At 65.2% G+C, this 22,067-nt stretch carries 20 protein-coding genes and 9 pseudogenes; 12 read left to right on the top strand and 17 right to left on the bottom strand.

Annotated features, from left to right (window positions below):
• A pseudogene (locus ACTVZP_RS21410) lies at nucleotides 1-240 on the top strand (cation transporter); the annotation flags it as partial.
• Nucleotides 241-421: 181 nt separating this feature from the next.
• Nucleotides 422-802 carry a MerR family transcriptional regulator gene (locus ACTVZP_RS21405; RefSeq protein WP_443214165.1) on the top strand — a complete coding sequence of 127 codons (381 nt, stop codon included), beginning with the start codon at nucleotides 422-424 and terminating at the stop codon, nucleotides 800-802.
• A gap of 416 nt (nucleotides 803-1,218) precedes the next feature.
• On the opposite strand, the pseudogene ACTVZP_RS21400 reads toward ACTVZP_RS21405, so the two are convergent.
• Nucleotides 1,219-1,419: pseudogene (locus ACTVZP_RS21400) on the bottom strand (DUF4158 domain-containing protein); the annotation flags it as partial.
• Nucleotides 1,420-1,513: 94 nt separating this feature from the next.
• Here ACTVZP_RS21400 and ACTVZP_RS21395 point away from each other — a divergent pair.
• Entirely contained in the window at nucleotides 1,514-2,122 is a 609-nt protein-coding gene (locus ACTVZP_RS21395) for a recombinase family protein (RefSeq protein ID WP_443214164.1), read from the top strand.
• A 470-nt stretch (nucleotides 2,123-2,592) separates the two neighbouring features.
• Here the strand turns inward: ACTVZP_RS21395 and ACTVZP_RS21390 are convergent, their stop codons facing one another.
• The 3 genes and pseudogenes from ACTVZP_RS21390 to ACTVZP_RS21380 form a co-directional block, all read right to left on the bottom strand.
• Nucleotides 2,593-3,861: a Fic family protein gene (locus ACTVZP_RS21390; RefSeq protein ID WP_443214163.1), complete on the bottom strand. Its 1,269-nt coding sequence runs from the start codon at nucleotides 3,859-3,861 to the stop codon at nucleotides 2,593-2,595.
• A gap of 243 nt (nucleotides 3,862-4,104) precedes the next feature.
• Nucleotides 4,105-4,206, bottom strand: coding sequence for a hypothetical protein (locus ACTVZP_RS21385; RefSeq protein WP_443214168.1), 102 nt, complete (start codon nucleotides 4,204-4,206; stop codon nucleotides 4,105-4,107).
• 143 nt (nucleotides 4,207-4,349) lie between these two features.
• A pseudogene (locus ACTVZP_RS21380) lies at nucleotides 4,350-4,937 on the bottom strand (hypothetical protein); the annotation flags it as partial.
• Nucleotides 4,938-5,168: 231 nt separating this feature from the next.
• Here ACTVZP_RS21380 and ACTVZP_RS21375 point away from each other — a divergent pair.
• The gene (locus ACTVZP_RS21375; RefSeq protein ID WP_443214167.1) at nucleotides 5,169-6,050 is read left to right on the top strand and encodes a recombinase family protein; all 882 of its coding nucleotides are present in this window, start codon (nucleotides 5,169-5,171) and stop codon (nucleotides 6,048-6,050) included.
• Nucleotides 6,051-6,073: 23 nt separating this feature from the next.
• On the opposite strand, the pseudogene ACTVZP_RS21370 reads toward ACTVZP_RS21375, so the two are convergent.
• The 7 genes and pseudogenes from ACTVZP_RS21370 to ACTVZP_RS21340 form a co-directional block, all read right to left on the bottom strand.
• Nucleotides 6,074-6,464, bottom strand: a pseudogene (locus ACTVZP_RS21370) (PIN domain-containing protein); the annotation flags it as partial.
• Nucleotides 6,454-6,680 (bottom strand): annotated as a pseudogene (locus ACTVZP_RS21365) (AbrB/MazE/SpoVT family DNA-binding domain-containing protein). The pseudogenes ACTVZP_RS21370 and ACTVZP_RS21365, both read right to left, overlap by 11 nt.
• A 115-nt stretch (nucleotides 6,681-6,795) precedes the next feature.
• Nucleotides 6,796-7,671 carry a glucose-1-phosphate thymidylyltransferase RfbA gene (gene rfbA / locus ACTVZP_RS21360; protein ID WP_443214162.1) on the bottom strand — a complete coding sequence of 292 codons (876 nt, stop codon included), beginning with the start codon at nucleotides 7,669-7,671 and terminating at the stop codon, nucleotides 6,796-6,798.
• Nucleotides 7,668-8,519: a dTDP-4-dehydrorhamnose reductase gene (gene rfbD / locus ACTVZP_RS21355; RefSeq protein WP_443214161.1), complete on the bottom strand. Its 852-nt coding sequence runs from the start codon at nucleotides 8,517-8,519 to the stop codon at nucleotides 7,668-7,670. The genes rfbA and rfbD overlap by 4 nt, the downstream gene beginning before the upstream one ends.
• Nucleotides 8,516-9,556: a dTDP-glucose 4,6-dehydratase gene (gene rfbB, locus ACTVZP_RS21350; protein ID WP_443214160.1), complete on the bottom strand. Its 1,041-nt coding sequence runs from the start codon at nucleotides 9,554-9,556 to the stop codon at nucleotides 8,516-8,518. The genes rfbD and rfbB overlap by 4 nt, the downstream gene beginning before the upstream one ends.
• 5 nt (nucleotides 9,557-9,561) lie before the next feature.
• Nucleotides 9,562-10,125, bottom strand: coding sequence for a dTDP-4-dehydrorhamnose 3,5-epimerase (gene rfbC / locus ACTVZP_RS21345; protein ID WP_443214159.1), 564 nt, complete (start codon nucleotides 10,123-10,125; stop codon nucleotides 9,562-9,564).
• 69 nt (nucleotides 10,126-10,194) lie between these two features.
• Nucleotides 10,195-11,106, bottom strand: a complete 912-nt coding sequence (locus ACTVZP_RS21340; RefSeq protein WP_443214166.1) for a replication initiator protein A — start codon at nucleotides 11,104-11,106, stop codon at nucleotides 10,195-10,197.
• An 820-nt stretch (nucleotides 11,107-11,926) separates the two neighbouring features.
• Between ACTVZP_RS21340 and ACTVZP_RS21335 the strand changes: the two genes are divergently transcribed.
• Together ACTVZP_RS21335 and ACTVZP_RS21330 are read left to right on the top strand one after the other, a co-directional pair.
• Entirely contained in the window at nucleotides 11,927-13,381 is a 1,455-nt protein-coding gene (locus ACTVZP_RS21335) for an AAA family ATPase (protein WP_443214158.1), read from the top strand.
• Nucleotides 13,382-13,609: 228 nt separating this feature from the next.
• Nucleotides 13,610-14,656 (top strand): ParB/RepB/Spo0J family partition protein, encoded by a 1,047-nt coding sequence (locus ACTVZP_RS21330; protein WP_443214157.1) that lies wholly within the window; start codon nucleotides 13,610-13,612, stop codon nucleotides 14,654-14,656.
• A gap of 104 nt (nucleotides 14,657-14,760) precedes the next feature.
• Here the strand turns inward: ACTVZP_RS21330 and ACTVZP_RS21325 are convergent, their stop codons facing one another.
• Nucleotides 14,761-15,132, bottom strand: coding sequence for a hypothetical protein (locus ACTVZP_RS21325; RefSeq protein ID WP_443214156.1), 372 nt, complete (start codon nucleotides 15,130-15,132; stop codon nucleotides 14,761-14,763).
• An 83-nt stretch (nucleotides 15,133-15,215) separates the two neighbouring features.
• Nucleotides 15,216-15,678: pseudogene (locus tag ACTVZP_RS21320) on the bottom strand (IS5/IS1182 family transposase); the annotation flags it as partial.
• A gap of 82 nt (nucleotides 15,679-15,760) precedes the next feature.
• Between ACTVZP_RS21320 and tnpA the strand changes: the two are divergent.
• Nucleotides 15,761-16,171 carry an IS66-like element accessory protein TnpA gene (gene tnpA, locus ACTVZP_RS21315; RefSeq protein ID WP_443214155.1) on the top strand — a complete coding sequence of 137 codons (411 nt, stop codon included), beginning with the start codon at nucleotides 15,761-15,763 and terminating at the stop codon, nucleotides 16,169-16,171.
• Nucleotides 16,168-16,371 carry an IS66 family insertion sequence element accessory protein TnpB gene (gene tnpB, locus ACTVZP_RS21310; RefSeq protein WP_443214154.1) on the top strand — a complete coding sequence of 68 codons (204 nt, stop codon included), beginning with the start codon at nucleotides 16,168-16,170 and terminating at the stop codon, nucleotides 16,369-16,371. The genes tnpA and tnpB overlap by 4 nt, the downstream gene beginning before the upstream one ends.
• On the opposite strand, the pseudogene ACTVZP_RS21305 reads toward tnpB, so the two are convergent.
• The 4 genes and pseudogenes from ACTVZP_RS21305 to ACTVZP_RS21290 all read right to left on the bottom strand — a co-directional run.
• A pseudogene (locus tag ACTVZP_RS21305) lies at nucleotides 16,323-16,568 on the bottom strand (IS5/IS1182 family transposase); the annotation flags it as partial. The gene tnpB and the pseudogene ACTVZP_RS21305 overlap by 49 nt on opposite strands.
• 230 nt (nucleotides 16,569-16,798) lie before the next feature.
• The gene (locus tag ACTVZP_RS21300) at nucleotides 16,799-17,773 is read right to left on the bottom strand and encodes a hypothetical protein (RefSeq protein WP_443214153.1); all 975 of its coding nucleotides are present in this window, start codon (nucleotides 17,771-17,773) and stop codon (nucleotides 16,799-16,801) included.
• A 115-nt stretch (nucleotides 17,774-17,888) separates the two neighbouring features.
• Entirely contained in the window at nucleotides 17,889-18,737 is an 849-nt protein-coding gene (locus ACTVZP_RS21295; RefSeq protein WP_443214152.1) for a recombinase family protein, read from the bottom strand.
• Nucleotides 18,727-18,921, bottom strand: coding sequence for a hypothetical protein (locus ACTVZP_RS21290; protein WP_443214151.1), 195 nt, complete (start codon nucleotides 18,919-18,921; stop codon nucleotides 18,727-18,729). The genes ACTVZP_RS21295 and ACTVZP_RS21290 overlap by 11 nt, the downstream gene beginning before the upstream one ends.
• A gap of 356 nt (nucleotides 18,922-19,277) precedes the next feature.
• On the opposite strand from ACTVZP_RS21290, the pseudogene ACTVZP_RS21285 reads away from it, so the two are divergent.
• The 4 genes and pseudogenes from ACTVZP_RS21285 to ACTVZP_RS21270 form a co-directional block, all read left to right on the top strand.
• Nucleotides 19,278-19,409, top strand: a pseudogene (locus tag ACTVZP_RS21285) (IS3 family transposase); the annotation flags it as partial.
• A gap of 205 nt (nucleotides 19,410-19,614) precedes the next feature.
• The gene (locus ACTVZP_RS21280; RefSeq protein WP_443214150.1) at nucleotides 19,615-20,349 is read left to right on the top strand and encodes a hypothetical protein; all 735 of its coding nucleotides are present in this window, start codon (nucleotides 19,615-19,617) and stop codon (nucleotides 20,347-20,349) included.
• Nucleotides 20,350-20,512: 163 nt separating this feature from the next.
• Nucleotides 20,513-21,529, top strand: coding sequence for a hypothetical protein (locus ACTVZP_RS21275; protein WP_443214149.1), 1,017 nt, complete (start codon nucleotides 20,513-20,515; stop codon nucleotides 21,527-21,529).
• 220 nt (nucleotides 21,530-21,749) lie between these two features.
• Nucleotides 21,750-21,914 (top strand): annotated as a pseudogene (locus tag ACTVZP_RS21270) (transposase); the annotation flags it as partial.
• Between the last annotated feature and the right edge of the window lie 153 nt (nucleotides 21,915-22,067).

The following is a 22,067-nucleotide window of genomic DNA, read 5'->3' as shown; positions in this document are numbered from 1 at the left end:
TCGGTGCTGCTGGACTACGTCCCGCTGGACGAGGACCTGCCCGACGAGATCCGCGGGGCGATCGAGCGCGACGGCGTGCGGATCACCGACCTTCACATCTGGCGGCTCGGGCCGGGGCATCACGGCGCCATCGTCACACTGCGCACGCCCGACCCGCGGGAACCCGCCTTCTACCGCGGCAGGCTTGCGCATATTCACGACCTGTCCCACGTCACCATCGAGGTCGAAAGGGCGGCCTGACGACAGGGGCGGGTGCTGCCCTGGCGAGCCGACCGGACGGTCCTGAAGCGCCATGACATGCCCTCCGGCGAGGCCGCCTTCGCAGGACCGGTCCGGGAGGGGCCGCATCCGCCTTCCCGGATTTGCCTTCAGGGCGGCAGGGCTGTAGTCTCCGTACCATGGTACGGAGCGGGCGGGGACGATGCTGACGATCGGCAGGCTGGCGGATGCGGGCGGCGTGGGGGTCGAGACGATCCGCTTCTACCAGCGGCGCGGCCTGATGCCGGTGCCGCCGGATGGGGGCGGCATCCGCCGCTACGGCGCCGAGGATCTCCGCCGCCTGCGCTTCATCCGGCAGGCGCAGTCGGCCGGCTTCACGCTGGAGGAGATCCGCGAGCTTCTCGACCTCGATGCGGGAGAGGACCGGGACCGCGCCCGTGTCCTGGCCCACCGCCGGATCGAGGCGCTCGACGCGCGCATCGCCGAGCTGCGGGACGCGCGCGAGGCGCTCTCCCGGCTCGCCCATGCCTGCGAACACGGCGATCTCGGACCCTGCCCGATCCTCGCCTCGTTCGGGGTGTAGTCCAGACGCCAGAATTGCGACGACCATGACAGGACCTTCAGGGGTCTGCTGCCGAGCGGGGCAGGATGACACCCTAAGATCTTCACGGGTGTCCGCTTCGTGCATGGCGCCGGGATCAACTGCGGAAGCCGTAGCCTGGCCGCCGCTCACATCAGCAGCCTCGGCGCAGTGCATTGCAGGGGCAAGCTTGCGCTTTCAGCCAGCCGCTGCAAAGGTTGGTGCTGAAGGTGAAAGGTGGGGAAGTTCGGTGGACCTCGACGATCTGTACCGCCTGCTGCGGCTTTCGCACGTCCAGGCGCAGGGCATCGTGGACACGATCCGCGACCCCCTGCTCGTGCTTGCGAGCGATCTCACCGTCATCAGTGCCAACCCGGCCTTCTACCGGACCTTCGCGACCGACCGCGACAGCACGATCGGGGTGCCGCTCTACGACCCGGATACCGCAGGGTGCAGAGCTGTAGGGCGAAACCCATCCGGTTCTCAGGTCGCCGCCGCTCGCGGATGTGGCCAAGATCGTCGTCGGCCAAGGTGTAGTGTCGCAGGAGCGTCGGCTCGTCAGTGGGCAGGTCGAACAGGGCAGCCCGCTGGCGGTCGGTGAGGACATGACGTCTTGGCATGCGAATCCGTCCCTGTTAGTCAATAGCCTGTATGGGACACCATTCGCCCCAGCAATTCCATGGACTTGCAGGGCCGGATCCATCAGAGGTTCAATTGGGACGTCGTGCCGCCATCTACGCCCGCGTTTCCACGACCGACCAGTCGTGCGACCGGCAGATCACCGAACTCACCGCCTTTGCCGACCGTGGCGGATATGAGGTTGTCGGCGTCTTCCGGGAGACAGCGTCCGGCACCCTCGCCAACCGCGCCGCCCGCAACCAGATCATTGACCTGGCGCAGGCCCGCAAGATCGACGCGGTGCTGGTCACCGAGCTGTCGCGCTGGGGACGGTCGACGCAGGATCTTCTCGACACGCTGCACAGGCTGGCGGGCTGGAAGGTTTCGGTGATCGCGCTCAGCGGCATGACTTTCGAACTGGACACCCCGCACGGCCGCATGATGGCGACATTACTGGCCGGCATCGCCCAGTTCGAGCGCGACCTGCTGAGCGAACGGGTTCGGTCCGGTCTCGCCGCTGCTCGAGCGCGAGGCAAGAAGCTGGGACGTCAGCCCGGCCAGCGGCCGAAGTCGGACAAGCTCGCGCCCAAGGTCATCGAAGCGGTCAAACAGGGCCGGAGCTACCGCTGGATCGCCCGCGACCTCGGCATCAGCAAGAACACCGTGCTCGATATCATGAAGCGGCAGCGGGAACTAAACGCTTAGGGTGTCATCCTGCCCCGTCCGGCATCAGACCCAATTCCGGAGCATCCGGTCAGCTGAGGATCGTTGCCCCGTCGGCATGATTTCTGATGTCAGGCGAGAGCGCCCACGTCAATGTTTTCGGGCAGCCGTAGTCGGAACGGTGGTGGAGGGTTGTCCACGGGAGGGACCCGCGCGCCCGACGCCGCGCCCACCACAAGGCTGGCGGTGACGGGTGCGTGGGAGGGTCCGGTGGTCAACCCGGGAGAGCGGGCCTGGATCATCGCGCAGCCTCGCTTGCCGTTTCGGGGGCGCCAGACGCGTCTGGACGGCGGGTACCCCTTCAAGCCGGACGGACAGCAGCACATTTTCTGCGGGATCGAGGGATGCCGGAGGCTCTGATGATGTGACCGCCCCCCGACGGCATCGATGTGCCAAGGTGGGCGGTCACATCATCAGAGCCGCGGAGAGGGCGAGCAGACACGCATACGTCATTACGCGCCTCGGTTCGTATCATTTCGCTCCCGGATGTCCTCCTCCGTCACGCCGTAAAGGAAGGCAGAGGCGGGCGAGGCCCGATCCGCCGTATCGGTGAGGATCTCGGCAATCTTGCCCCGGTCCGCTTCGTTCAGGTCCCCGAAAACCTCGTTGACCAGGTCTGCGACCCCTGCGTCCGGGATCCTGCCGCGGAACAGCCGCCCCAGCGCGTCCGCGATACGGCCCCGTTCACGCAACTCCAGCCCATGCGGAACCCGCTGGACGGTCACCGCCTGGATGTAGTCCGGCGCCGTCATCTCGTAGGACCCGGCGATCGCCTCCCCGAGTAGACCGGTCGAGCCGGCCTCATAGAACTCGATCAGCCCGAGGATGTAGGGGGACTTGTCGATCCCAATGAAGGAGAGCGGTGGGAGACCCGCCCGGAGCAGCGGCTCGTTCGAGAGAAGCCGACCCATCCGCTTGTTCCCGTCCCCGAAGGCTTGCAGGTAGGAGAGGCCCGCGAGGAGGAGGAAGGACGCCTCAAACGGGTCCTCGACCTGACCGGCCTTGGCGAGAAGGTCACTGAGGCCGGCTGTGAGCAGAACATGGTCGGAAGAGGGACGGTAGCTGGTCGCAGATATCTGCACCGCACTTCTCCGGACCGTGCCAAGGTCGGCCGGGTCCAGCAGGTCCCGCATCATGAGGACGTGTCGGCGCTGAACGGACCCGGCGTCCGGGAACGCGCCATCGAGTCCCTCCATCATCAAGGAGATGGCCGCCTTGTGGTTGAGGATCATCGCAGTCTCCAACCGGTCCCGACCGGAGGCGCTTTCGCCGTACTTGATCAGCATCTCCGTCGAGAGATGATCATAGGTGTTCCCCTCCAGGTTCGAGGACGCCCACGATAGGTCGATCAGAAATCTCTCCGCGATCGCCCTGCTGTATGTGGAAGCATCAAGTCGCTGTCCCCCTGCCTGTTCCACGGCGTCCCGCATCCGGGCGGCTGCCTCCTCGGGGAGCCAATGTGTCTGGTTCGGCACATAGCCGCCGATCCGGTCGGGATCGTAGGGGATCGGAGTGCGCCGCCTTGGATCCGTCGCCACGCGTCGCGCGTCCTGCGTGAGTGAGAACCGGGCACCCCGGGTCTCCCCCTCCTTGATGAGGAGTCCCCTGCCGATCAGCCCTGACATCACGCGGGACATCGTCGCCTGACTGGGGGCGTCGCGCATGCGGGACATCAGCTCGCGCTGGCTGACAGGGTCCGGGCTGCGCAGCAGAGCGTCCATGACGGCGCGTTCCTGCGGGGTCAGATTTCGGATCTCGAGGATGGCATGCATGGGCAACTCATATATTCATTATTTATCCATGTAGCGCAGCCCTGGCCTACATACAAGATCTGTGAAAAAATGATATGCTCCAAGATACTGTAATAAAGTGATACTTCTACATTTACTCACATCTGAATGAATGACGAATAAATTCAACTAGACACAGCTCCGCGTGGTCCACAGCCCGCTGCACCAGGCGCATCAGACTACCCGCTCATCCGTCTCCGTCAGGAGCCGCAAACGGTTAAGATCACCGACGAGGATGTCGACATCACCGGTCGCAGTGGATGCCGGGTTGAACATCACCCCGGCAAGGCTCTCATACGCGTAGAGGGCGTTGGTGCAGCGCGACAAACAGGATGAGAGTCGCATTGCCTCGCCTGAACTGTTTCTGAAGATGTTGCCGTTGCATCATTAGAAATGTTCCCGGAGCAGCTCAGTCCGGGGGTAATCGGGTGCAGATCAGCGGCTCGCGCCATCAGGTCCAGCCAACCGCTTGCGCGATCCGCGAAAGGCTCGGCCTCATCGCCGAGGTTCTCGGGGTCGCGGCGGTCGAGGAAGGCGGACAGGTCCTGTTCCGGCCCCGGCCCGCCCGTCAACCGCCGCACCGCCCATCCGACACGCGCCAGCGCCGTCGTGTCGTCTTGCACGCCCGACAGGCGCAGTGCGGTCCAGAGCGCAAGACAATCCGGCCCGATCCGGTCACCCGCAAACCAACTCAGGTCGGCCGCCTCGATCAGCGCGAGCCTGTGCCGCCAGCCCTCTGGCCCGCGCTTCAGCCGTTCGTCCAGCGCGCCAACTCGCCCTGCGACACGAGCGAGCCGTGCGGCGTGGTCAGCCTCGGCTCTCCGCCAGTCATCAAGAACCTCCGTCCCGCGAGGTTCCGCCCGTGGCCCGGGCGGTAAATCCTCGGGTTCTTCTTCGATAGGGCCGGGAAGGAACCACAGATCGTCGTCTGATGTCTCCTCAACCTCTTCGACGCCATCGAGAGGATCGTTGCAATCATCATACAATGTAGAGACTTGCTGCTTCATATGTGCAAAATACGGCCTTTTTGCACTTTACCCAAGCGTTTTAGGGATGTGTTCGCTCTGCATGTATAGGTCTGCGCGCGTGACGGTCTGCGAGACCTCTCTGATCGAGTTCAGCCTATGGAAACCAAGGGCTTTCCGTTGAGCAGGGCCACAGAGAGCGCCCTTGCATCCGTTTACAAATGGTCGTTTACTCACCACATCCCAAACCGCAAAACGCCCCCGAACCGCCCCATGCCCCTCATCGGCTATGCCCGCGTCTCCACCGAAGACCAGACCCCCCTGCCCCAGACCCAGGCCCTGAAGGCCGCGGGCTGCGCCGAGATCCACGAGGAACAGGCCTCCGGCGGCAACCGCGCCCGCCCCGTCCTCGCCCGCGTGCTCGAGCGCATCGGTCGCGGCGACACCCTCGTCGTCGTCCGCATCGACCGCCTCGCCCGGTCGCTCTCCCATCTCCTCGAGGTGATCGAGCGGCTCGAAGCCAGGGGCGCCTTCTTCCGCTCGATCCAGGATCCGATCGACACCGCCTCCCCGCAGGGAAAGTTCACCCTCCAGGTCCTCGGCGCCGCCGCCGAGTTCGAACGCGCCCTGATCCGCGAACGCACCAGGGCAGGCCTCGCCAGCGCCCGCTCCCAGGGACGCATCGGCGGCAACCCCGGCCTGCGGACCCGCGATCCCGCCGCCCTGCGCAAGGTCCGCCTCGCCCGCGCCGACGGCTACATGGAGCGCCTCGGCGAGACCGCGCAGGACTGGGTGCCCCAGGTCCGCCGCCTGCGCCCCGCCATGGCCTGGGAAGACGTCCTGCGCATCGTCAACGCGCCCCTCCCCCGCGAGCGTCATTGGACCCAGAGCCGCCTCCTGCGCGCCGTCAACGCCTATGTCCGCAACGGCTTCCTCCCCGCAACCGTCCTCGGCCGCGCCGGCCGGCGCGAAACCGACGACCGCCTGCCCGCCATCGTCGCCGCCATCAAGGGAGCCGATCCCGACATCACACTCCAGGCGATCTGCACCCGCCTCGAGGCCATGCGCGAGCGCACCCCCCGCGGACGCACAAGCTGGCAGCCCTCATCGGTCAGGATCCTCCTGGAACGGGCCGCGAAGCTGGGGATGCTCTGAGCATCGTGAAAGCAATCCGCCCGGACGAAGGGGGGCACGATCCGGAGGTGGTCCCCCACGGGAAGACCATGGGCCATGTCCTCGCTCCACTGCATCGTGCAGCCCGCAATCAGGGCACAGGCCACGATCATCGCGTCGCAGATCGAGAAGCCGTAACGCTCCGCCAGGGCACGGCGGACGTCATGGGTCTGGAGGGTCGACTCCTCGACCGGGCACAGGGCGCGCACCCCCCAGAAAGGCGCCCGTCTCCTCCCGGCCGAGACCTGCCTTGCGGCGGCCGTTCACCAGCGCCTCGTTCAGCACCTGCTCACTGATGCGCGGTGCCTGCGCCAGGATGCTCTCTGCTCGATCCGCCTTCGGGCCCTCATCCAGCAGGTAGAGGACCACATTGGTTGCGGCAAACTCAGCGATCACTCGCATCGTCGCGGCTCAGGCGCTCGGCCCCAGGCAGCCTGCCCCGGAAGCGGCGCAGATCGGCAAGCACCTCGTCCGCGCAAGCAGGCGTCGTACCCTCACGCGCCCGTCCTCCTTCACCAGCTCGATCCGGTCGCATTCCTTGAGCCCGAGGTCCCGAACAAGCTCTGCAGGCAGGCGGACAGCAAGCAAGCTACCCCATTGCGCGACCTGCATGGCGGCCTTCGTAGACGGATAAATATGCAAGAATGTGTATCCTCCGGCATGCTCGGCAAGCCCCGCGGCGCCGTCAGGAGGACCGGGCCGGAACTCTGCCTCAGCCCTCCATCAACTAGTCGGTGAGCAGCGCCTGCAGGTAGAGGCCGTAGTCGCTCTTGTTGAGCTTCGCCGCCACCGCCCGCAGCGCCGTGGCGTCGATCCAGCCGTTGTGGAAGGCCACCTCCTCGGGGCAGCCGGTCTGCATCCCCTGCCGCTTCTGCAGCGTGCGCACGAAGTTGCCCGCGTCGAGCAGGCTGCCGTGGGTGCCGGTGTCGAGCCAGGCGAAGCCGCGGCCCATCCGCGTCACGTCGAGCGAGCCCTCCTCGAGATAGATCTCGAGCAGCGAGGTGATCTCGATCTCGCCGCGGGCCGAGGGCTTCAGGCCGCGGGCCAGTTCCGGCGCCCGGGCGTCGAGGAAATAGAGCCCGGTGACGGCATAGTTCGAGGGCGGAACCTTCGGCTTCTCGATGATCTGGGTGACGCGGCCCGCGCCGTCCATCGCCACCACGCCGTAGCGCTCGGGATCGGCCACGTGATAGCCGAAGACCGTGCCGCCCGTCTCCTTCCGGTCGGCATCGGCCAGAAGCGCCGGCAGGCCATGGCCGAAGAAGATGTTGTCGCCCAGCACCATGCAGGACGGCGCACCGGCGAGGAAGTCCTCGGTCAGCGTATAGGCCTGGGCGAGGCCGCCCGGATCAGGCTGCACCACGTAGCTGAGCGCGATCCCCCACTGGCTGCCGTCGCCCAGCACGCGGCGGAACTGGTCCTGGTCCTGCGGCGTGGTGATGATCGCGATCTCGCGGATGCCGGCCAGCATCAGCACCGAGAGCGGATAGTAGATCATCGGCTTGTCGTAGACCGGCATCAGCTGCTTCGAGACGCCGATCGTGACCGGATAGAGCCGCGTGCCCGAGCCTCCGGCGAGGATGATGCCCTTGCGTACGGTCATGAGGAGGCTCCTTGCAGATCGGAAAGGACGCGGGCCAGTCCCTGCCGCCAGTCGGGGCGGGAGAGGCCGAAGCGGGAAAGGCCGGAACAGTCCATCCGCGAATTGGCCGGACGGTGCGCCTTCTGCGGATAGTCGGACGAGGGAATGTCCTGCACTTCGCAGGGCAGACCCGCCTGCCGGAAGATCTCACGCGCGAAATCGGCCCAGTTCACGTCCGGGCCGCCCGACAGGTGGTAGGTGCCGGAGAGGTCCGGGTTCGAGGTCAGCGCGCGGGCCATGGCGAGGCAGGTCGCAGCGATGTCCTTGGCGGGCGTGGGACCACCCACCTGGTCCATCACCACGGTCAGCCGGTCGCGCGTGGCACCGAGGCGCAGCATGGTCTTCACGAAGTTCGTGCCATGGGCCGAGAAGACCCAAGAGGTGCGCAGGATCGCATGGGTCCCACCCGCGGCGCGCACGGCTTCCTCGCCGGCGAGCTTCGAGCGGCCGTAGGCGCCTAGCGGCCCCACCGGATCCTCGGGCCGCCAGGGCCGCTCGCCCGAGCCGTCGAAGACATAGTCGGTCGAGATCTGCACGAAGGGAATGCCGAGCTCCGCGCAGACCCGCGCCATGGCGCCGGGGGCCGCGCCGTTGACGACGGTCGCCGGGGCTTCCTCCTCCTCGGCCCGGTCCACGGCCGTCCAGGCGGCGGCGTTGATCACCGCGTCAGGCTTCGCCTCGCGGATCGCGCGGGCGCAGGCCTCTGGATCGGAAAGGTCCGCCTCGTCGCGGCCGAGGAAGCAGGCCTCCGGCGCCTGCCGCGCGAGTTCCCGCGCCACCTGCCCTGTGCGGCCGAAGACGAGGATCATGCCTTCACCCCCAGCCGCTGGCCTACACCGGCACGGTCCTGCAGCGCGCGCCACCAAGGCTCGTTGGCCAGATACCAGTCGACCGTGCGCTCCAGCCCCTCGTCGAGCGTGACCGAGGGCCGCCAGCCGAGCTCGGTGCGGATGCGCGTCGGATCGATCGCATAGCGCAGGTCGTGGCCGGGGCGGTCGGTCACGAAGGCGATCTGCTCGGCGTAAGGCGTGGCCTTCGGACGCTTCCGATCAAGGATCGCGCAGATCTTGCGGACGATGTCGATGTTTCGCGCCTCGTTCTCGCCGCCGATGTTGTAGCTGCGGTGGTTCACGCCCTTCGTGAGCACGGTCAGCAGCGCATCGGCGTGATCCTCGACATAGAGCCAGTCGCGGACATTCTCGCCCTTGCCATAGACCGGGATCGGCTCGCCGGCGAGCGCCTTCAGGATCACCACCGGAATGAGCTTCTCCGGGAAGTGGAACGGCCCGTAGTTGTTCGAGCAGTTCGTAAGCACGTAAGGCAGCCCGTAGGTCTCGCCCCAGGCGCGCACCAGATGGTCGGACGCCGCCTTGGACGCCGAATAGGGCGAGTTCGGCGCATAGGGGGTCTCCTCGGTGAACTGGCCCGTCCCGCCCAGCGTGCCGAAGACCTCGTCGGTCGAGATGTGGTGGAAGCGGAAGCCCTCCGGCCTGCCCTGCTCCACCCAGTACGCGCGCGCGGCTTCCAGCAGCACATAGGTGCCGCGGACATTGGTGTCGATGAAGGCGCCCGGCCCGTCGATCGAGCGGTCCACATGGCTCTCGGCCGCCAGATGCATCACCGCGTCGGGGCGGTGGGTGGCGAAGACCCGCGCCATGGCCTCCGCATTGCGGATGTCGGCCTTCTCGAAGGCGTAGTTCGGCGCGGCCGCGACGCTCGAAAGGTTCTCGAGGCAGGCGGCATAGGTCAGGCAGTCGAGGTTGACGACGTGGTGGCCCTTCGCCACCGCCTGCCGCACGACGGCCGAGCCTATGAAGCCCGCCCCTCCGGTCACGATCAGTTTCATGGGGCTCAGGTCTCGTAGGTGAAGGGGCTGGTCCAGTTCGCGAAGCGCGGCGCGCGGGCGTCCTTGTCCGACAGGACCGCGGAGGCGGGGTCGATCCCCCAGTCCACGCCGAGGTCGGGATCGGCGAAATGCACCGCCCCGTCGCAGTCGGGCGCATAGACATCCGTGGTCTTGTAGAGGACGACAGTCCCAGGCTCTCTCGTGACGAAACCGTGCAGGAAGCCCTTCGGCACCAGAAGCTGGCGGGCGTTCCCGGCGGTCAGCTCCACCCCCACCCATTTTCCGTAGGTGGGCGAACCCAGCCGCACGTCTACCACCACGTCGAGGATCGCGCCATGGCCCACGCGGACCAGCTTGTCCTGCGCATGCGGCGGCGCCTGATAATGCAGGCCGCGCACCGTTCCCATAGGCAGGCTGATCGACTGGTTGTCCTGCACAAAATCAAGGTTGAGCCCGAGGCCCGCAAGCGTCGCCCGGTTCCAGGATTCGCAGAAGCTGCCCCGCGCGTCGCCAAACACCTTGGGCGTCAGGATCAGGACGCCCGGCAGGTCCGTTTCTTCAATCTTCACTCGTCAAATTCTCTGAAAAAGATGCCGGATAGTAGGGCCCCCCTCGGTCTCTTTGCAACCATGCTCAGTTCAACCGGCGGCACGGCGTTCGATCCATCCCAGGAAGGCGGCATCGGCGGATCTCAGCCGGGGCTGGCCGCTGCGGTTCCAGAAGGCGTGCCACTCGGCCACCAGCGCATGGACGTCCCAGCCCGGCATCAGGGCGCGCACCTTCTCGAGCGTGGCCTCGCGCAGCGTGGGGGCGAGGCCCGGCACCAGCACCGCCTCGCGCCGGGTGACGCAGAGGAGGTCGCCCGGCTCCTCGGCAAGCTGATAGCCCGGCAGGGTGTCGGCCGCGATCATGTCGCGGATCATCTTGCGGAAGACTCGGAGCGGCGAGGCCGAGCCCGACTTCTTGGCGAGCGTCGCGATTGAGACCCGCCATTCCGGCTGCTGGCCGCAATGCTTGCGGGCGAGTTCGTAGATCCGCCGCTCGAGCGGCTTTCTCAGGCGAAAGTAGTCGCGGCTGAGCGTCAGGACCGATTTCGTGAGCACCGCCTGGAAGAGCCATTCCGAGAGCGTCACCATCACCTGCACCATGCGCCCGCCCTTCGTGCGGCGCACGATCTGCCAGCTCTCGATCAGGCCGAAGCCCGTGGTGATCTCGCGGCCGCCCTGCTCGATGTTGGTGGTGATGCGGGTGCCAGCCAGCCGCTCGAAGGCCTCGCGCAGGCGCTGGTAGCCGTCGCCGCTGGTCTCGCGCTTGGTGGCGGTCATCAGGTCGTGGGCGGTCAGGTGCAGCGTCCGGCTGATGGCGCGGCCGGCGTTCAGCGCGGCCATCAGCTGGCTCACGCAGTAGATCAGGATGTCCTTGTCGAAGAGCGTGGCGAGGCCGCGAACCGAGGGCGTCACCGTGATCCGCACCCCGTTGTGGGAATAGTCGAGCACGCGCAGGTCGGGCCGGGTCGAGAGCGAGAAGACCGGATGCTCCATCGAGGCCATGTCGTCCTTCGGCAGCGCATCGAGGATGTCGCAAATGAAGAAGTTCGTGGTCGCGGGCTCCCGAGCGGCGACGGGCGCCGCTGCCGCGGCAGCGGGAGCAGCCCTTGCCGCGGACCCCTTCCCCGCGAGCCCGCGCGCCGCGGTCTTCCCCTGCCCTGCCGCCTGCGATCCTCCGGCAGCCATCTCCGGATCCGCCTTCCGGATCCCGCCTGCCGCGGCCTCCTCCATGCCCCCCTGCCCCGCACCGGCCTCGCCGGCAGGGTCGGGGCGGGCCCGCTGCCCCGCCCGACGGGCGCCCTGCGCACCCCTCCGGGCGGCGGCGGCCTTCGGCCCTCCGCCTGTCTCCTGCATCTTGTCGTCGCCTGTCTGCTCGACGGTGCGGCCCCCGATGTGTCCCCGGGATGTCTCGCGCCTTCGTGGTTTCGATGACGCCGAGCCTAAGCCGAAGCAACTCTTGCGTCCAGCACGGCCCGCGGCGGGGGCGGCAAAAGATCGGGGTTCCGGAGTCGCCCGAGCGTGGCTTCGGAGTCGGCACTTCGGGGTTCCAGAGTCGGACGCCCCCGATCCAGCCGCCCGATTTTCCCGGATCATCAAGTGCTTGGCCGAATCCGCCATAGCCCGTAACTATATATAACCCGAACTAACTGATGCAGCCCGGCCACGACGCCTAGAAGAGCCGAGGCCCCGCGCGGGGAAAGTGGTGGGAATCAGCCATAAGAATCAGAAAGTTGCAGGCCGATGTGCGCAGAAAATTGCCATATCATCTGAAAGGTGATACTTTGTCGAAAACAGAGCAGATGACCCGGCAAAGGGGACAGGCATGGCAGAGACCAAGGGACGGAAGGCCGCCGCGCGCGGCCGGGTGGAACTGCGCAAGGGGCCGCCCGCGCGCGAGCCTCAGGTGCCGCTGCCGCCCTATTTCAACATCTCGCCCGACGCGGCGCTGGCGGACCTCGAGGCCCCGCTGACTACCGGGGGCTTCGCCGAGATCGCCCGCGCCTGCGCCCAAGGCCGGGACGACCTCGCCTCGCGCGGGCTGAACGAGGAGGGCCGCAAGAGCCTCCGCCTCTTCTCGACCTGGGAGATCACCCGCTACCTGATCCCGGTCGCCACCGCGCATTTCCGCCGGGTGCTGAAGGCCAATCCCGACCTGCCGCAGGGCATCTCGGAGACCGAGGGCGGGGCCAAGTGGTTCACGCTCGACGAGGTGCTGCGGCTGCGTGCCCATTTCGCGGCGGAAGGATCGAAGGCCAAGGAATACCGCCCCTACCGTCCCGCGGGTCTGCCGGCGAAGCTCGTGGCCGTCGCGAACTTCAAGGGCGGCGTCGGCAAGACCTCGACGGCGGCGCATCTGGCCATGTCGGCCGCGCTCGACGGCTACCGGGTGCTGGTCGTTGACCTCGACAGCCAGGGCTCGATGACCTCGATCTTCGGCGGCCGCGTGGCCGACGAATGGGGCACGGTCTTCCCCCTCCTCGCCCGCCACTACGCGGGCCACCTGCAGGCCGAGAACCGGATCCGCGTGTCGCGCGGCGATCAGCCGGTGCCGATGGACGAGACGCTTGCCGAGGCGCAGAAGATCCGCGCGGGCGACCTGATCGCCAAGACCCACTGGCCCAACATCGACCTGATCGGGGCGCAGCTGAACCTCTACTGGGCCGAGTTCCAGATCCCGGTCTGGCGGATGCAGGGGCGCGGCTGGAAGCTCTGGGACGCGCTGACCGAAGTGCTGGCCGAGGATGGCGTGCTCGACCGCTACGACGTGATCTTCATCGACACCCCCCCTGCCCTTGGCTACCTGACCATCAACGGGCTCGCCGCGGCCGACATCCTGCTGGTGCCGCTCGGCGCCTCGTTCCTCGAGTTCGACTCGACGGGCCGCTTCTTCGACATGCTGCACTCGACCTTCCGCTCGATCGAGGACGGCGAGAACATCGCCGCCCGCGCGCTTGGGCGCGAGGAGCTATCCTTCGAATGGGACGCGGTGCGTGCGGTGCTCACGCGGTTCGACGGAGCGCAGCAGGGCGAGATGGCGGCCCTCATGCAGGCCTACATGGGCCGCACCATGGCCCCCGAGCGGCAGGATTTTACCGCGTTGATCGGGCAGGCGGGCGAGCAGGTGAACGGCATCTACGAGGCCGATTACCGCGACTTCAACCGCGACACCTACATCCGCGGCCGCGAGACCTTCGACGCCACCTACGCTGCCTTCAAGCGGCTGCTTGTCGGCATCTGGCGGCGCGAGGAACTGGCGGCGGCCGAGGCGGCAGAGTGAGTCCCCTGCCCCGCCTGTTTTGCGCAGGAAACGAGGGATGAATGTTTCGCGCGCGAAACAAATGACACCCGCTCCTTGCGGTAAGCAAGGGATGAGGATCTTGCGCGAGAAACGGACGACAGGCCTTTCGCGCGCGAAACAAGTGGCAACAACGGGCGACGGCGGGGCAGGCGAAATGTTTCGCGCGCGAAACAAATCGGTCGCCCGAGGGACAGGAGAGACAGGCCCATGGCCAAGCGCAAGCGACTGACAGTGCCGCCCCTCGGCGGCTTCGCCCCGGCGGCGGCCTCCGAGACCAAGGCGATGATCGGCCCCGGTCTCGCGCCCGCGCCGATCAGCCGGGTCACCGGCGAGGCGGCGGCGACCGCCGCACTGCGCGAGGTGGCCGAGGAACTGGGTGCCGCCCGCAGCGAGGGGCGGCTAATGCTCCGGCTCGAGCTCGACCGGATCGAGGAGGGCTGGCTGGTTCGCGACCGGATGGGCATCGAATCCGAGGAACTGGCAAGCCTGATGACCAGCCTGTCGACCCACGGCCAGCGCAGCCCAATCGAGGTGGCCGACATGGGCGAGGGCCGCTTCGGCCTGATCTCGGGCTGGCGGCGGGTGACCGCGCTGCGGCGCCTCTTTTCCGAGACCGGCGACGAGCGGTTCGCGACGGCCCTCGCCATCCTGCGCCGTCCCGACACCGCGGCTGCGGCCTATGTGGCCATGGTCGAGGAGAACGAGATCCGCCTCGGCCTCTCTTATTACGAACGAGCGCGGATCGCAGCTAAGGCGGTGGATGCCGGGGTCTTCCCGACCCCAAAGCTCGCGCTGCAGCAACTCTACGCCTCGGCGAGCCGGGCGAAGCGGTCGAAGATTGGATCCTTCCTCGGGATCTACCAGATGCTCGACGGTGCGCTCCGCTTTCCCTCGGCCGTGCCCGAGCGGCTGGGGCTGGCCCTCGCGCGGCGGCTTGAGGAGGAGGCGGATTTCGCGGCCCGGCTCGTGCAGGCGCTGGCGGAGGCGGAGCCCGCCACGGCCGAGGAGGAACTGGCGCTGCTGGCTGACCGTTTGGCCAAGACTGAGGTGCTAGCGAAAGCGCCCGCAGTTGACGCGGGCAAGGAGGCGGCTGTGCGTGCCGTGCCTAACCAACACGTGGCGGTCCCTGTCTCAGAACCGCGCCCGGGCCTCTTCCTCAAGGACGTACGAGGCGGTGAACTAGTGCTTTACGGTCCCGCTGTGGACAAGGCCTTCCGCGAGCGGCTGCAGGACTGGCTGGCCCGGCAAAGCTGAGAGGGCCACACCCCCCTCCCGCAATCTGGTTATCTAAAGCTACAGCGCCCAAAGGCTCCGCGGGAGCTTCTATCCGATGGGCTACCGGCGCCTCCTGCACAAGGTCACGCAGGTAATCCACCGTTCTCGGGCGCGGCCTGGACGGCCTTGAACACCACGGAGTTCCGCAGCGCTGCGTCGGTGATCTCGAGGTCGCGCTCGACCATCACCCGTTCGGCCAGCTCCCGCGTCGTCATCTCAGCGCCATCACCGAGGTGCTGCACGCAGACCTCCGCAATCTCGCCCTTCTTGAAGAACCCGTGGCTCACGATGTAGCGCGCCCGCTGTCGCTCTGGCGCCGCGAAGAGTTCGATGGTCGTATTCACATGGGCGAGGTCGTGCTTGGCGTGCGCGATCTGAGCCTCGTAGGCCTTGATCTGCGCGAGGATCTCGGCGCGCTTCTGCTTCAATGTCTGGACGATAAGGGGTTCGCTCATGCCCCGAATGCCCCCTAAGCCGCCACTCCGGTCCATCCGGCAACTCGGTGCATCTGCTACCTAGTTCAGCCTGAACAACGCGATCAGGCACCCGCGAGGCTATAACCCTTGAGTTCCTCCCGCCTGATCGTCGCCAGGACGAAGGCGATGACGGCGGCAAGAAGCTTCCTCAGATAGGCGAGGATCTTTCGGATGTTGTGGCCGCATCCGCAGAGGACGGCGAAGAGGGCGTCCTTGAGGGTGCCTTTCAAAAAGCAGCGCGCGAGGCGGCCGTTGGTCTTCATGTGGCCGATCTCGGGCTCGATGCTGCTGCGCCGCGGGGGGCTTTCGCCAGCGCGGGCGTCAGGCCGCGCCGGGTGCCGCTGATCAGGACCTGGGTGTTCTGGACGCCATGGCCCTTGTATCCGCGGTCGACGCCGGCGCGTTTGGCCGGGTGGCCGGTGAGGATGCCGACCTGCTCCAGCGCCTCGCCAAGAGTGTGGCCGTCGTAGGGTTGCTGGGCAGCGAACGCATCCCGACCACGAACCCGCCCTTCAGCGTATGCGCTGGCTCCGTCCCATTGATTTCGCCGGTCCCCAGTGCTGACCGAGAGGCGAATCTTGCTCTGAGGTTTCAGAGAGGCACGGCGATGGCGGATGGTGGAGATCGATTTGGCGGCCGGATCGAGGTGGTCCGGCGCACGCGGGGATATCGGCGCTGGCCTGACGAGGTGAAGGCCCGGATTGTGGCCGAGAGCTTCCGGCCGGGCGCCCGGGTGGCGGATGTGGCGCGACGCCACGGGGTGCTCGCGCACCAGCTTTCGGACTGGCGGCGTCAGGCGCGGCAAGGGCTCTTGGCTCTGCCCGAGGAAGCTGTGGAGGGACTGGAAGCCGCATTCGTGCCCCTGACGGTAGAGCCGGCCCCTACCGCCGCATCGGAGCAAGGTGGCGCTGCCGGGGCGGTGACCATCGAGATTGGCTCCGTCATCCTTCGGGTTCCGGGCGATGTCCCGCCCGAACGGGCGGCGGCGCTGGTGCGGGCGCTGCGAGAGGCGCCATGATTGTCCCCGGCCACCGATTGCCGGTGGTGGTGGCGACCCGGCCCATCGACTCCCGCTGCGGCCATCAGGCGCTGGCGCTGATCGTGCAGGACCAGCTTAAGCTCGATCCGCATTCCGGCGTGACGGTGATCTTCCGCTCGAAGCGTGGCGAGCGGGCGACCACGGCCTCATCTGACAGCCGGAACGCGTGCTGCAGATAGAGCAGACCGGCGACCAGCTGCGGCGACGTCGCCGGACGACCCGTTGTGGACGAAAAGAACCCCGCCCATTCGCGCTCGAAGAACTCCCAGTCGATGAGCCCCGCCAGCGTGACCAGCTCGTGGCGCAGGTCGATCATGTCGACCAGGCGCGGTCGGAAGAGATCGTTCTGCTCGGGAGGACGGGGGCGGTGTTTCATGCGGCGAGCTGAAATTGCAGGGTTCCGGACGGAATCCTATGAAATCCTGCAGGACATGGCGACACAAACCTCGGCTTCTCCCTGCCGGATCAACCACTTCAAGCTTGTTCAGGCCGAACTACCTAAGACCGAGCTGCTGAACGGGAGATCTTCTACAGCCTCGCCGAGGCCCGGATCGTGATCGAGACCTAGCGCCAGCATTACAACGCTGTTGCATAACACCCATCTCTCTATGTTGTTGAGGGGAATAGGTTCTTCTGGTCAGGATGCGGTCTTGCGGGGTGTTTTGCCTTCCGCTTGGCTTGCTCCGCGACTTGCTGTGCCTGTGGTGTGGCGAGTTCGGACCGCCGGAAGAGCCACGGGCCGTCGGACAGGGGGTGGTTGCCCTCTACCACTCCGGCTTCGGCCGCAATCCTCAGGGTCTTCGGCGATACGCCGAGCAGGCGCGCGGCGTCGGTCAGGTTGAGCCACGGCTCGATGCCGTCAGGGGCCGGGCGGAACACCGGGATCCTGTGATGCGAGCGCAATGCGGTGACGCGCTCACGCGTCCAGCGATTGCCATGGCCGGTCAGCAGACTGTTTCGAATGAGGATGCCGGCAATCAGATCATCGGAGGCGATCAGTGCGAGATGGCGCACCGCGGCGATGGTCTCGGGGGCGGTGCTGTTGCGCTGTCCCCGCCGCCGCTTCGGCAGTCGAATCTCCGTGTGCGCGCCGCCGATCCAATGGATCAGCAGGACGATCTCGGACGCGCCGTCATCAACGTCGGCAACCACTTCATGAATGACGGCACGGACGATACGCTTCTTCAGCCGTGCATCCGTCGTGGAGGCGGCCCAGATCGCTCGAAGGTTCCCGGCGAGCCTGGTGGCGTCGAGCGCCGCCAGCGAGGATGGTCCGGGCGCTGTGTCATCATGCATCGCGATTCTGGCCTCGACGTCGGCCGCCTGCTTCAGGGCGCGGTTCCAGCGCGTCTCCAGTTCCGCCGCCACCAGCCGGTTCGCTGGATCGGCGGCATCGAACTGCCGGAACGCCCGATCGGCATGATAGCGGGCCGCTTCGAGATCGCGCAGCAGGGCTTCGCGAACCTGGTCGCGTCGGTCGGCAGCTGCGCCTCTGCTTCGGCGGCGGCAGCGATGGCGCCGGGTTCGACTACCTGCAGCAGGGCTTCCTCGATGGCATCGCCGTGCTTGGGCGCGCGTCACGCGGGAGGCGTGCTTCCAGCACGACGGTGACGGCTTGCGGGGATGTTGTTGCTGACCATCGTGCGGATCGCCTCTGCCCGCTCCCAACCGACATAACCTTCATGCGCACCGGGCTTCAGCGCAAGCCAGTCGCCGCGCGGCTCGGCGAGCGGCTGCCGGAGCGCGCGATGGCGGCACCGTGCCTCGGCGCCACGCGGGTTTTGCCATAGGCGTAGGCGCCGCCGTAGGCCGGGTTTGCTATCATCCGGTGGATGGAGGCGTAGGTCGGCCTGCGCCAGAAGACGTCGCCGTTGGCGCGCCTGGCCGGCAATTCCAGACCATGTTCGAGAAACCAGAGCAGAGCCTGCCGGGCGCTGCCGAGTTCCGCCACTTTGTCGAAGACGAGGCTGAGGGCCTCCTGCACGCGACGGTCGGGATCCTTCTCCAGCCGGTCGCCGGCCTTCACGAAGCCGACCGGGGCGGCGACGATCAGCTCGCCGCGGCGGGCCTTCTCGTACCGCGCCGAGAGCGAGCGCTGTCGCAGCAGATCGAGTTCGTACTCGTTGAGGCTGCCCTTCAGGCCGAGAAGCAGGCGGTCGTTGCCCTGGCGCGGAGCATAGACCGTCTCCTGGTCGACGAGCACGGTGTCGACCACGCGGCACATCTCGATCAGCTGCTGCCAGTCGCGGCTATTGCGGGCGAAGTGCTGCACCTCGCGCGCCGCGACCGCACCGACCTTGCCGAGGCAGACCTCGGCCACCATCCGGTCGAAGCCGGCCCGCGCGACACCGCCCGCGGCCGAGCGGCCGAGATCCTCGTCGATGGTCTCGATGGAGTTCCAGCCGAACGCCACCAGCCGGTCGCGCATCGCATATTGCAGGGTGCTGCTCTTGCGGTTGTGCAGAACCTGATGGGCCGAGGACTGCCGCACATGGAGGATCGCCTTGCGCTCCAGGTGATGCGGCCCGATCTTCTCATGCATCATGTCCCGCCTCCTTCCGCTGCCCGTCCGCGCCGTCGGCGTGGTCGAGGATCAGGCGGACCATCAGCCCGGTCAGCGTCGCCTGCGTCTCGTCGGGCAGGCTCCTCCAGTCCGGCAATGGAAGCGATCTGGCGACGGAGGGCGGATCGAAGAGGTCGAGTTGCTGCGGTATCGTTCGGCGCGGCATGGGCATCTCCCGGAATCGCGTTCAAGGACGTCGATCCTGCGCCCGAATCCCGCGAACCAGATGGCCCGCCGCGAGCCTCTGCCGCATCGTTCAGCAGTGCTGCCAGGCCCGCCAGAGCCCGATCGATGCGGACGGGGCCGTCTTCAACTCCCAGTGGTGACTGGCTGCCCGGTCGAACATCCAGGCCGGAACCTCAAGAGCGCGAGCGGAGGCAACACCCGTCAGGCTGCACCGAAATCTCGCCTCGCCCGCCTTCTCGACGGCCTCGTGAACATAGACCCGACAGCCTGTCCATGGATGCCAGGGATAGAGAAGCGTCCGTTCCTCCGTCCCGTGGGTGTTGTGTGATCGAGTTGTACAACACAAGGCGCCCGCATTCATCGCTTGGCTACCGTCCCCGGCGCCACTGGCGGTGCAGTGGCCGGCTTCGCCAACCGCACCCGCTACGCCGGGCACCTCAACCGTGGCCCCAACCCGTCATGCACTAAGATTGAAACCGTACCTCCCCCTGGGCGCAGGCCACCGCCGAACGCCGCGCTCTGAACGCCCTCGATGAAATCCGCGGAAAACGGTAACAAGCGTCAGACTCAGAACACTAGATGACGCACCACAGTCGCCCAAAAAATACGCTTTACAAGCGTCTACCTTGTCACTAGCCATCGATGGCTGTGGCAAAGAGAAGGACGTTGTCGAATGTATGATTATGGTCAACTGGTTTTCCTCGATAATCAGAAAACAGGTAGTACGTTCGTTTCGCACTTTCTGCGGGAGTGCTGTTCTCTTAAACATGTTAAATCAAAAAAACATCACCCGATCCGCAACGACTATCGTCGTAGCACTGTGTACTTCTCGACAGTACGCCATCCTGTCGATCTCTATACCAGTCTATATCAGTACGGGTTGGACGGCAAAGGTAGCACATTAAAACGAATTAAGGCAATGGACAGAATGGATCTTTACAAAGATCTTTCCGCATGGCTCGACTTTATTCTGGATGAGGCAAATGCCGCCATCTTTAAGGAAGGTTATGATTTGCTTGCTCCGCTTGGTGTAGGGTTTATGTCATTCCGTGCCATGCGTATAACCCTGCAATACCCGGCGAAGGCCATGTCCGCACCTAAATCATATGATGAGATGGTCGATATATGGAAGAAATATAATATCGCGCACCACATCTTCCGTCAAGAGGATCTGAATTCCAGCCTCTACAAGTTCGCTATTGAAACGGTGCCGGAATACTTCCACAAGGACAAGGTGGAGACGTTCCTTAATACGTCGGAGCGCGTCAACGTTACCCTTTCCAAGGCTGACAGCAGAATCCCTGCAGAACAGTTGGGACGAATTCTGCAGAAAGAGCGCTTCCTAGTCGATCAGTTTTACTCCAATTTAAGTCTAAACAAACAACAGGCAGACCGGGCGGTGCATTGACAGCCAATCCTTTGCGGGGAAGGGCTGTACGCTGCGAAGCATTCGCAACTATAATCCAATTAGATGGTGATCTTAAGTCGGAACTTGTACGGTATTTGATAATTTAGCCGATACAAGGCCTTCGTCAGCGGATAACCTAATCAATGCAGACAGAGAAACTACAATGGCGGTATTTGTTTTCGGTGGATCTAACTCTTTGCGTAAAGGTGGTTGGACTAGTAGCCTAGCTGCAAACATGTCAGGAGCAAATATTGTCAACCGCTCGATTGGCGCTGCAACATCTCTAATGGCGATCTTCCGAATGCTAACCGACGAAGCAAATGGACCTCGCGCTGGTGACACCGTGATCTGGGAATATGCTCTTAATGAGTCTGGACATGTAAGACGTGGATATGATGCTGATGTAGCACTTCTTAATCAAGAACGCTTCATCCGCGAGTGTGCTCGCAGACAGGTCAACCTCGTGGCCGCCATCTTTACTTCGAGGCTTGATGAACAGTCAGAGAGCCGCCCACCTCTTTATGAGCGGCTTACAACGCTTCTCGATCATTATGGCGTTGTACGGTTCGATGTCTCGCAGGCTTGGCGCCGGAAGTTTCAGAGATCTAAGATGCCTCCGGACATGCACGAGGACAATGCTCACTACGCTTTGAAGCCTGATTTAATGGATTTCATTGTAGAAGGTGTGGTCGAGGCCGCTGCAAAAGCAGTTCCTCCGAGTGCCATTGCACGTCGCCATACCAGTGGATTACTACGGGTGCAACTCGCTAAGGCTGAAAGTGAGTTTCGCAATTCTCTAATTGCGGTGCCATTGGCTGCTAAGCGATCTAGAATGGAGATTGATGGGCCATGCAAAGTCATTGGCGTTGCCGCTTTAATTTACCCAAAGTCGCGCAACGCGTTACGCGTCGAGTTCAATAATGGTGGGCATAGCGGGACGTGGCTTAATATATCGACCAGCGCAATAGAGAGGGTTGAGAGGCCTATGCTTAAGGTGTTTTCGATCGAGGCGGCTACCGGATCGGCGTGGAAAGTAAACGCTACAGCCTGGGTGGAGGCTCGTCCACTGCATTTTCCTGGCGCTGTCTATTCAGAAGCGCATGCGAGGATGAGAGTGCCCACTCTGGATCGTGTGCAGGATCGCTCTTTCGTTGGATTGGTGCTAGAGGACGACGCGTGACGCGGTACATCTACGTAGCTTAACTATCCACTTAGCCTTCTTTCCGTGTAATCTTGGGAAGGAGGATTACTTTATGTATTAGGCGACCAAAGCTCATCCTATGCATCGGCCTGCCCGCACCTTCGTGCTCCCGGAGCCTCTGTCCCGGATGCTCGCAGCATACGCCGCCGGCAGGATAGGCCGACAGCCGGACAAGGGCTCCAATCCTCTCATACCGGTTACGAACCCGATCGAGCGCCTCAACAAGGAGGTGAAGCGCCACGCGGACGTCGTCGGGATCTTCCCGAACGATGCTTCGATCATGCGTCTCATCGGCGCCGTGCTCTTCGAGCAGAACGACGAATGGCAGACCTCGAGCCGCTACATGATGGTCGAGGCCTTCGCCCAGATCGACAGTAACCGCCCGATTGTGACCGCCTTGCGGGTTCGGCCGATATCTGGGGTGTCTGATCCGACGTCGTTATTGGCGTCGTTACCGACGTCAACGAGATCTGTATCGACCCAGCGGAATCTGCACAGGTTAAGCCGCTGAAGCGAA

The sequence above is a fragment of the Rhodobacter sp. NSM genome, assembly GCF_052244495.1.
GTDB lineage: Bacteria > Pseudomonadota > Alphaproteobacteria > Rhodobacterales > Rhodobacteraceae > Cereibacter_A.
The sequence above is the reverse complement of the archived record's forward strand: the minus strand, read 5'-3'. Positions and strand labels throughout refer to the sequence as shown.

Excerpts from the sequence above, each read along its gene's own strand:
- ACTVZP_RS21405 (WP_443214165.1), top strand. The coding sequence starts at position 422 with ATGCTGACGATCGGCAGGCTGGCGGATGCGGGCGGCGTGGGGGTCGAG.
- ACTVZP_RS21390 (WP_443214163.1), bottom strand. The coding sequence starts at position 3,861 with ATGGACGCTCTGCTGCGCAGCCCGGACCCTGTCAGCCAGCGCGAGCTG.
- ACTVZP_RS21385 (WP_443214168.1), bottom strand. The coding sequence starts at position 4,206 with ATGTTCAACCCGGCATCCACTGCGACCGGTGATGTCGACATCCTCGTC.
- ACTVZP_RS21375 (WP_443214167.1), top strand. The coding sequence starts at position 5,169 with ATGCCCCTCATCGGCTATGCCCGCGTCTCCACCGAAGACCAGACCCCC.
- rfbA (WP_443214162.1), bottom strand. The coding sequence starts at position 7,671 with ATGACCGTACGCAAGGGCATCATCCTCGCCGGAGGCTCGGGCACGCGG.
- rfbD (WP_443214161.1), bottom strand. The coding sequence starts at position 8,519 with ATGATCCTCGTCTTCGGCCGCACAGGGCAGGTGGCGCGGGAACTCGCG.
- rfbB (WP_443214160.1), bottom strand. The coding sequence starts at position 9,556 with ATGAAACTGATCGTGACCGGAGGGGCGGGCTTCATAGGCTCGGCCGTC.
- ACTVZP_RS21340 (WP_443214166.1), bottom strand. The coding sequence starts at position 11,106 with ATGGCCTCGATGGAGCATCCGGTCTTCTCGCTCTCGACCCGGCCCGAC.
- ACTVZP_RS21335 (WP_443214158.1), top strand. The coding sequence starts at position 11,927 with ATGGCAGAGACCAAGGGACGGAAGGCCGCCGCGCGCGGCCGGGTGGAA.
- ACTVZP_RS21330 (WP_443214157.1), top strand. The coding sequence starts at position 13,610 with ATGGCCAAGCGCAAGCGACTGACAGTGCCGCCCCTCGGCGGCTTCGCC.
- ACTVZP_RS21325 (WP_443214156.1), bottom strand. The coding sequence starts at position 15,132 with ATGAGCGAACCCCTTATCGTCCAGACATTGAAGCAGAAGCGCGCCGAG.
- tnpA (WP_443214155.1), top strand. The coding sequence starts at position 15,761 with ATGGCGGATGGTGGAGATCGATTTGGCGGCCGGATCGAGGTGGTCCGG.
- tnpB (WP_443214154.1), top strand. The coding sequence starts at position 16,168 with ATGATTGTCCCCGGCCACCGATTGCCGGTGGTGGTGGCGACCCGGCCC.
- ACTVZP_RS21295 (WP_443214152.1), bottom strand. The coding sequence starts at position 18,737 with ATGATGCATGAGAAGATCGGGCCGCATCACCTGGAGCGCAAGGCGATC.
- ACTVZP_RS21290 (WP_443214151.1), bottom strand. The coding sequence starts at position 18,921 with ATGCCGCGCCGAACGATACCGCAGCAACTCGACCTCTTCGATCCGCCC.
- ACTVZP_RS21280 (WP_443214150.1), top strand. The coding sequence starts at position 19,615 with ATGTATGATTATGGTCAACTGGTTTTCCTCGATAATCAGAAAACAGGT.
- ACTVZP_RS21275 (WP_443214149.1), top strand. The coding sequence starts at position 20,513 with ATGGCGGTATTTGTTTTCGGTGGATCTAACTCTTTGCGTAAAGGTGGT.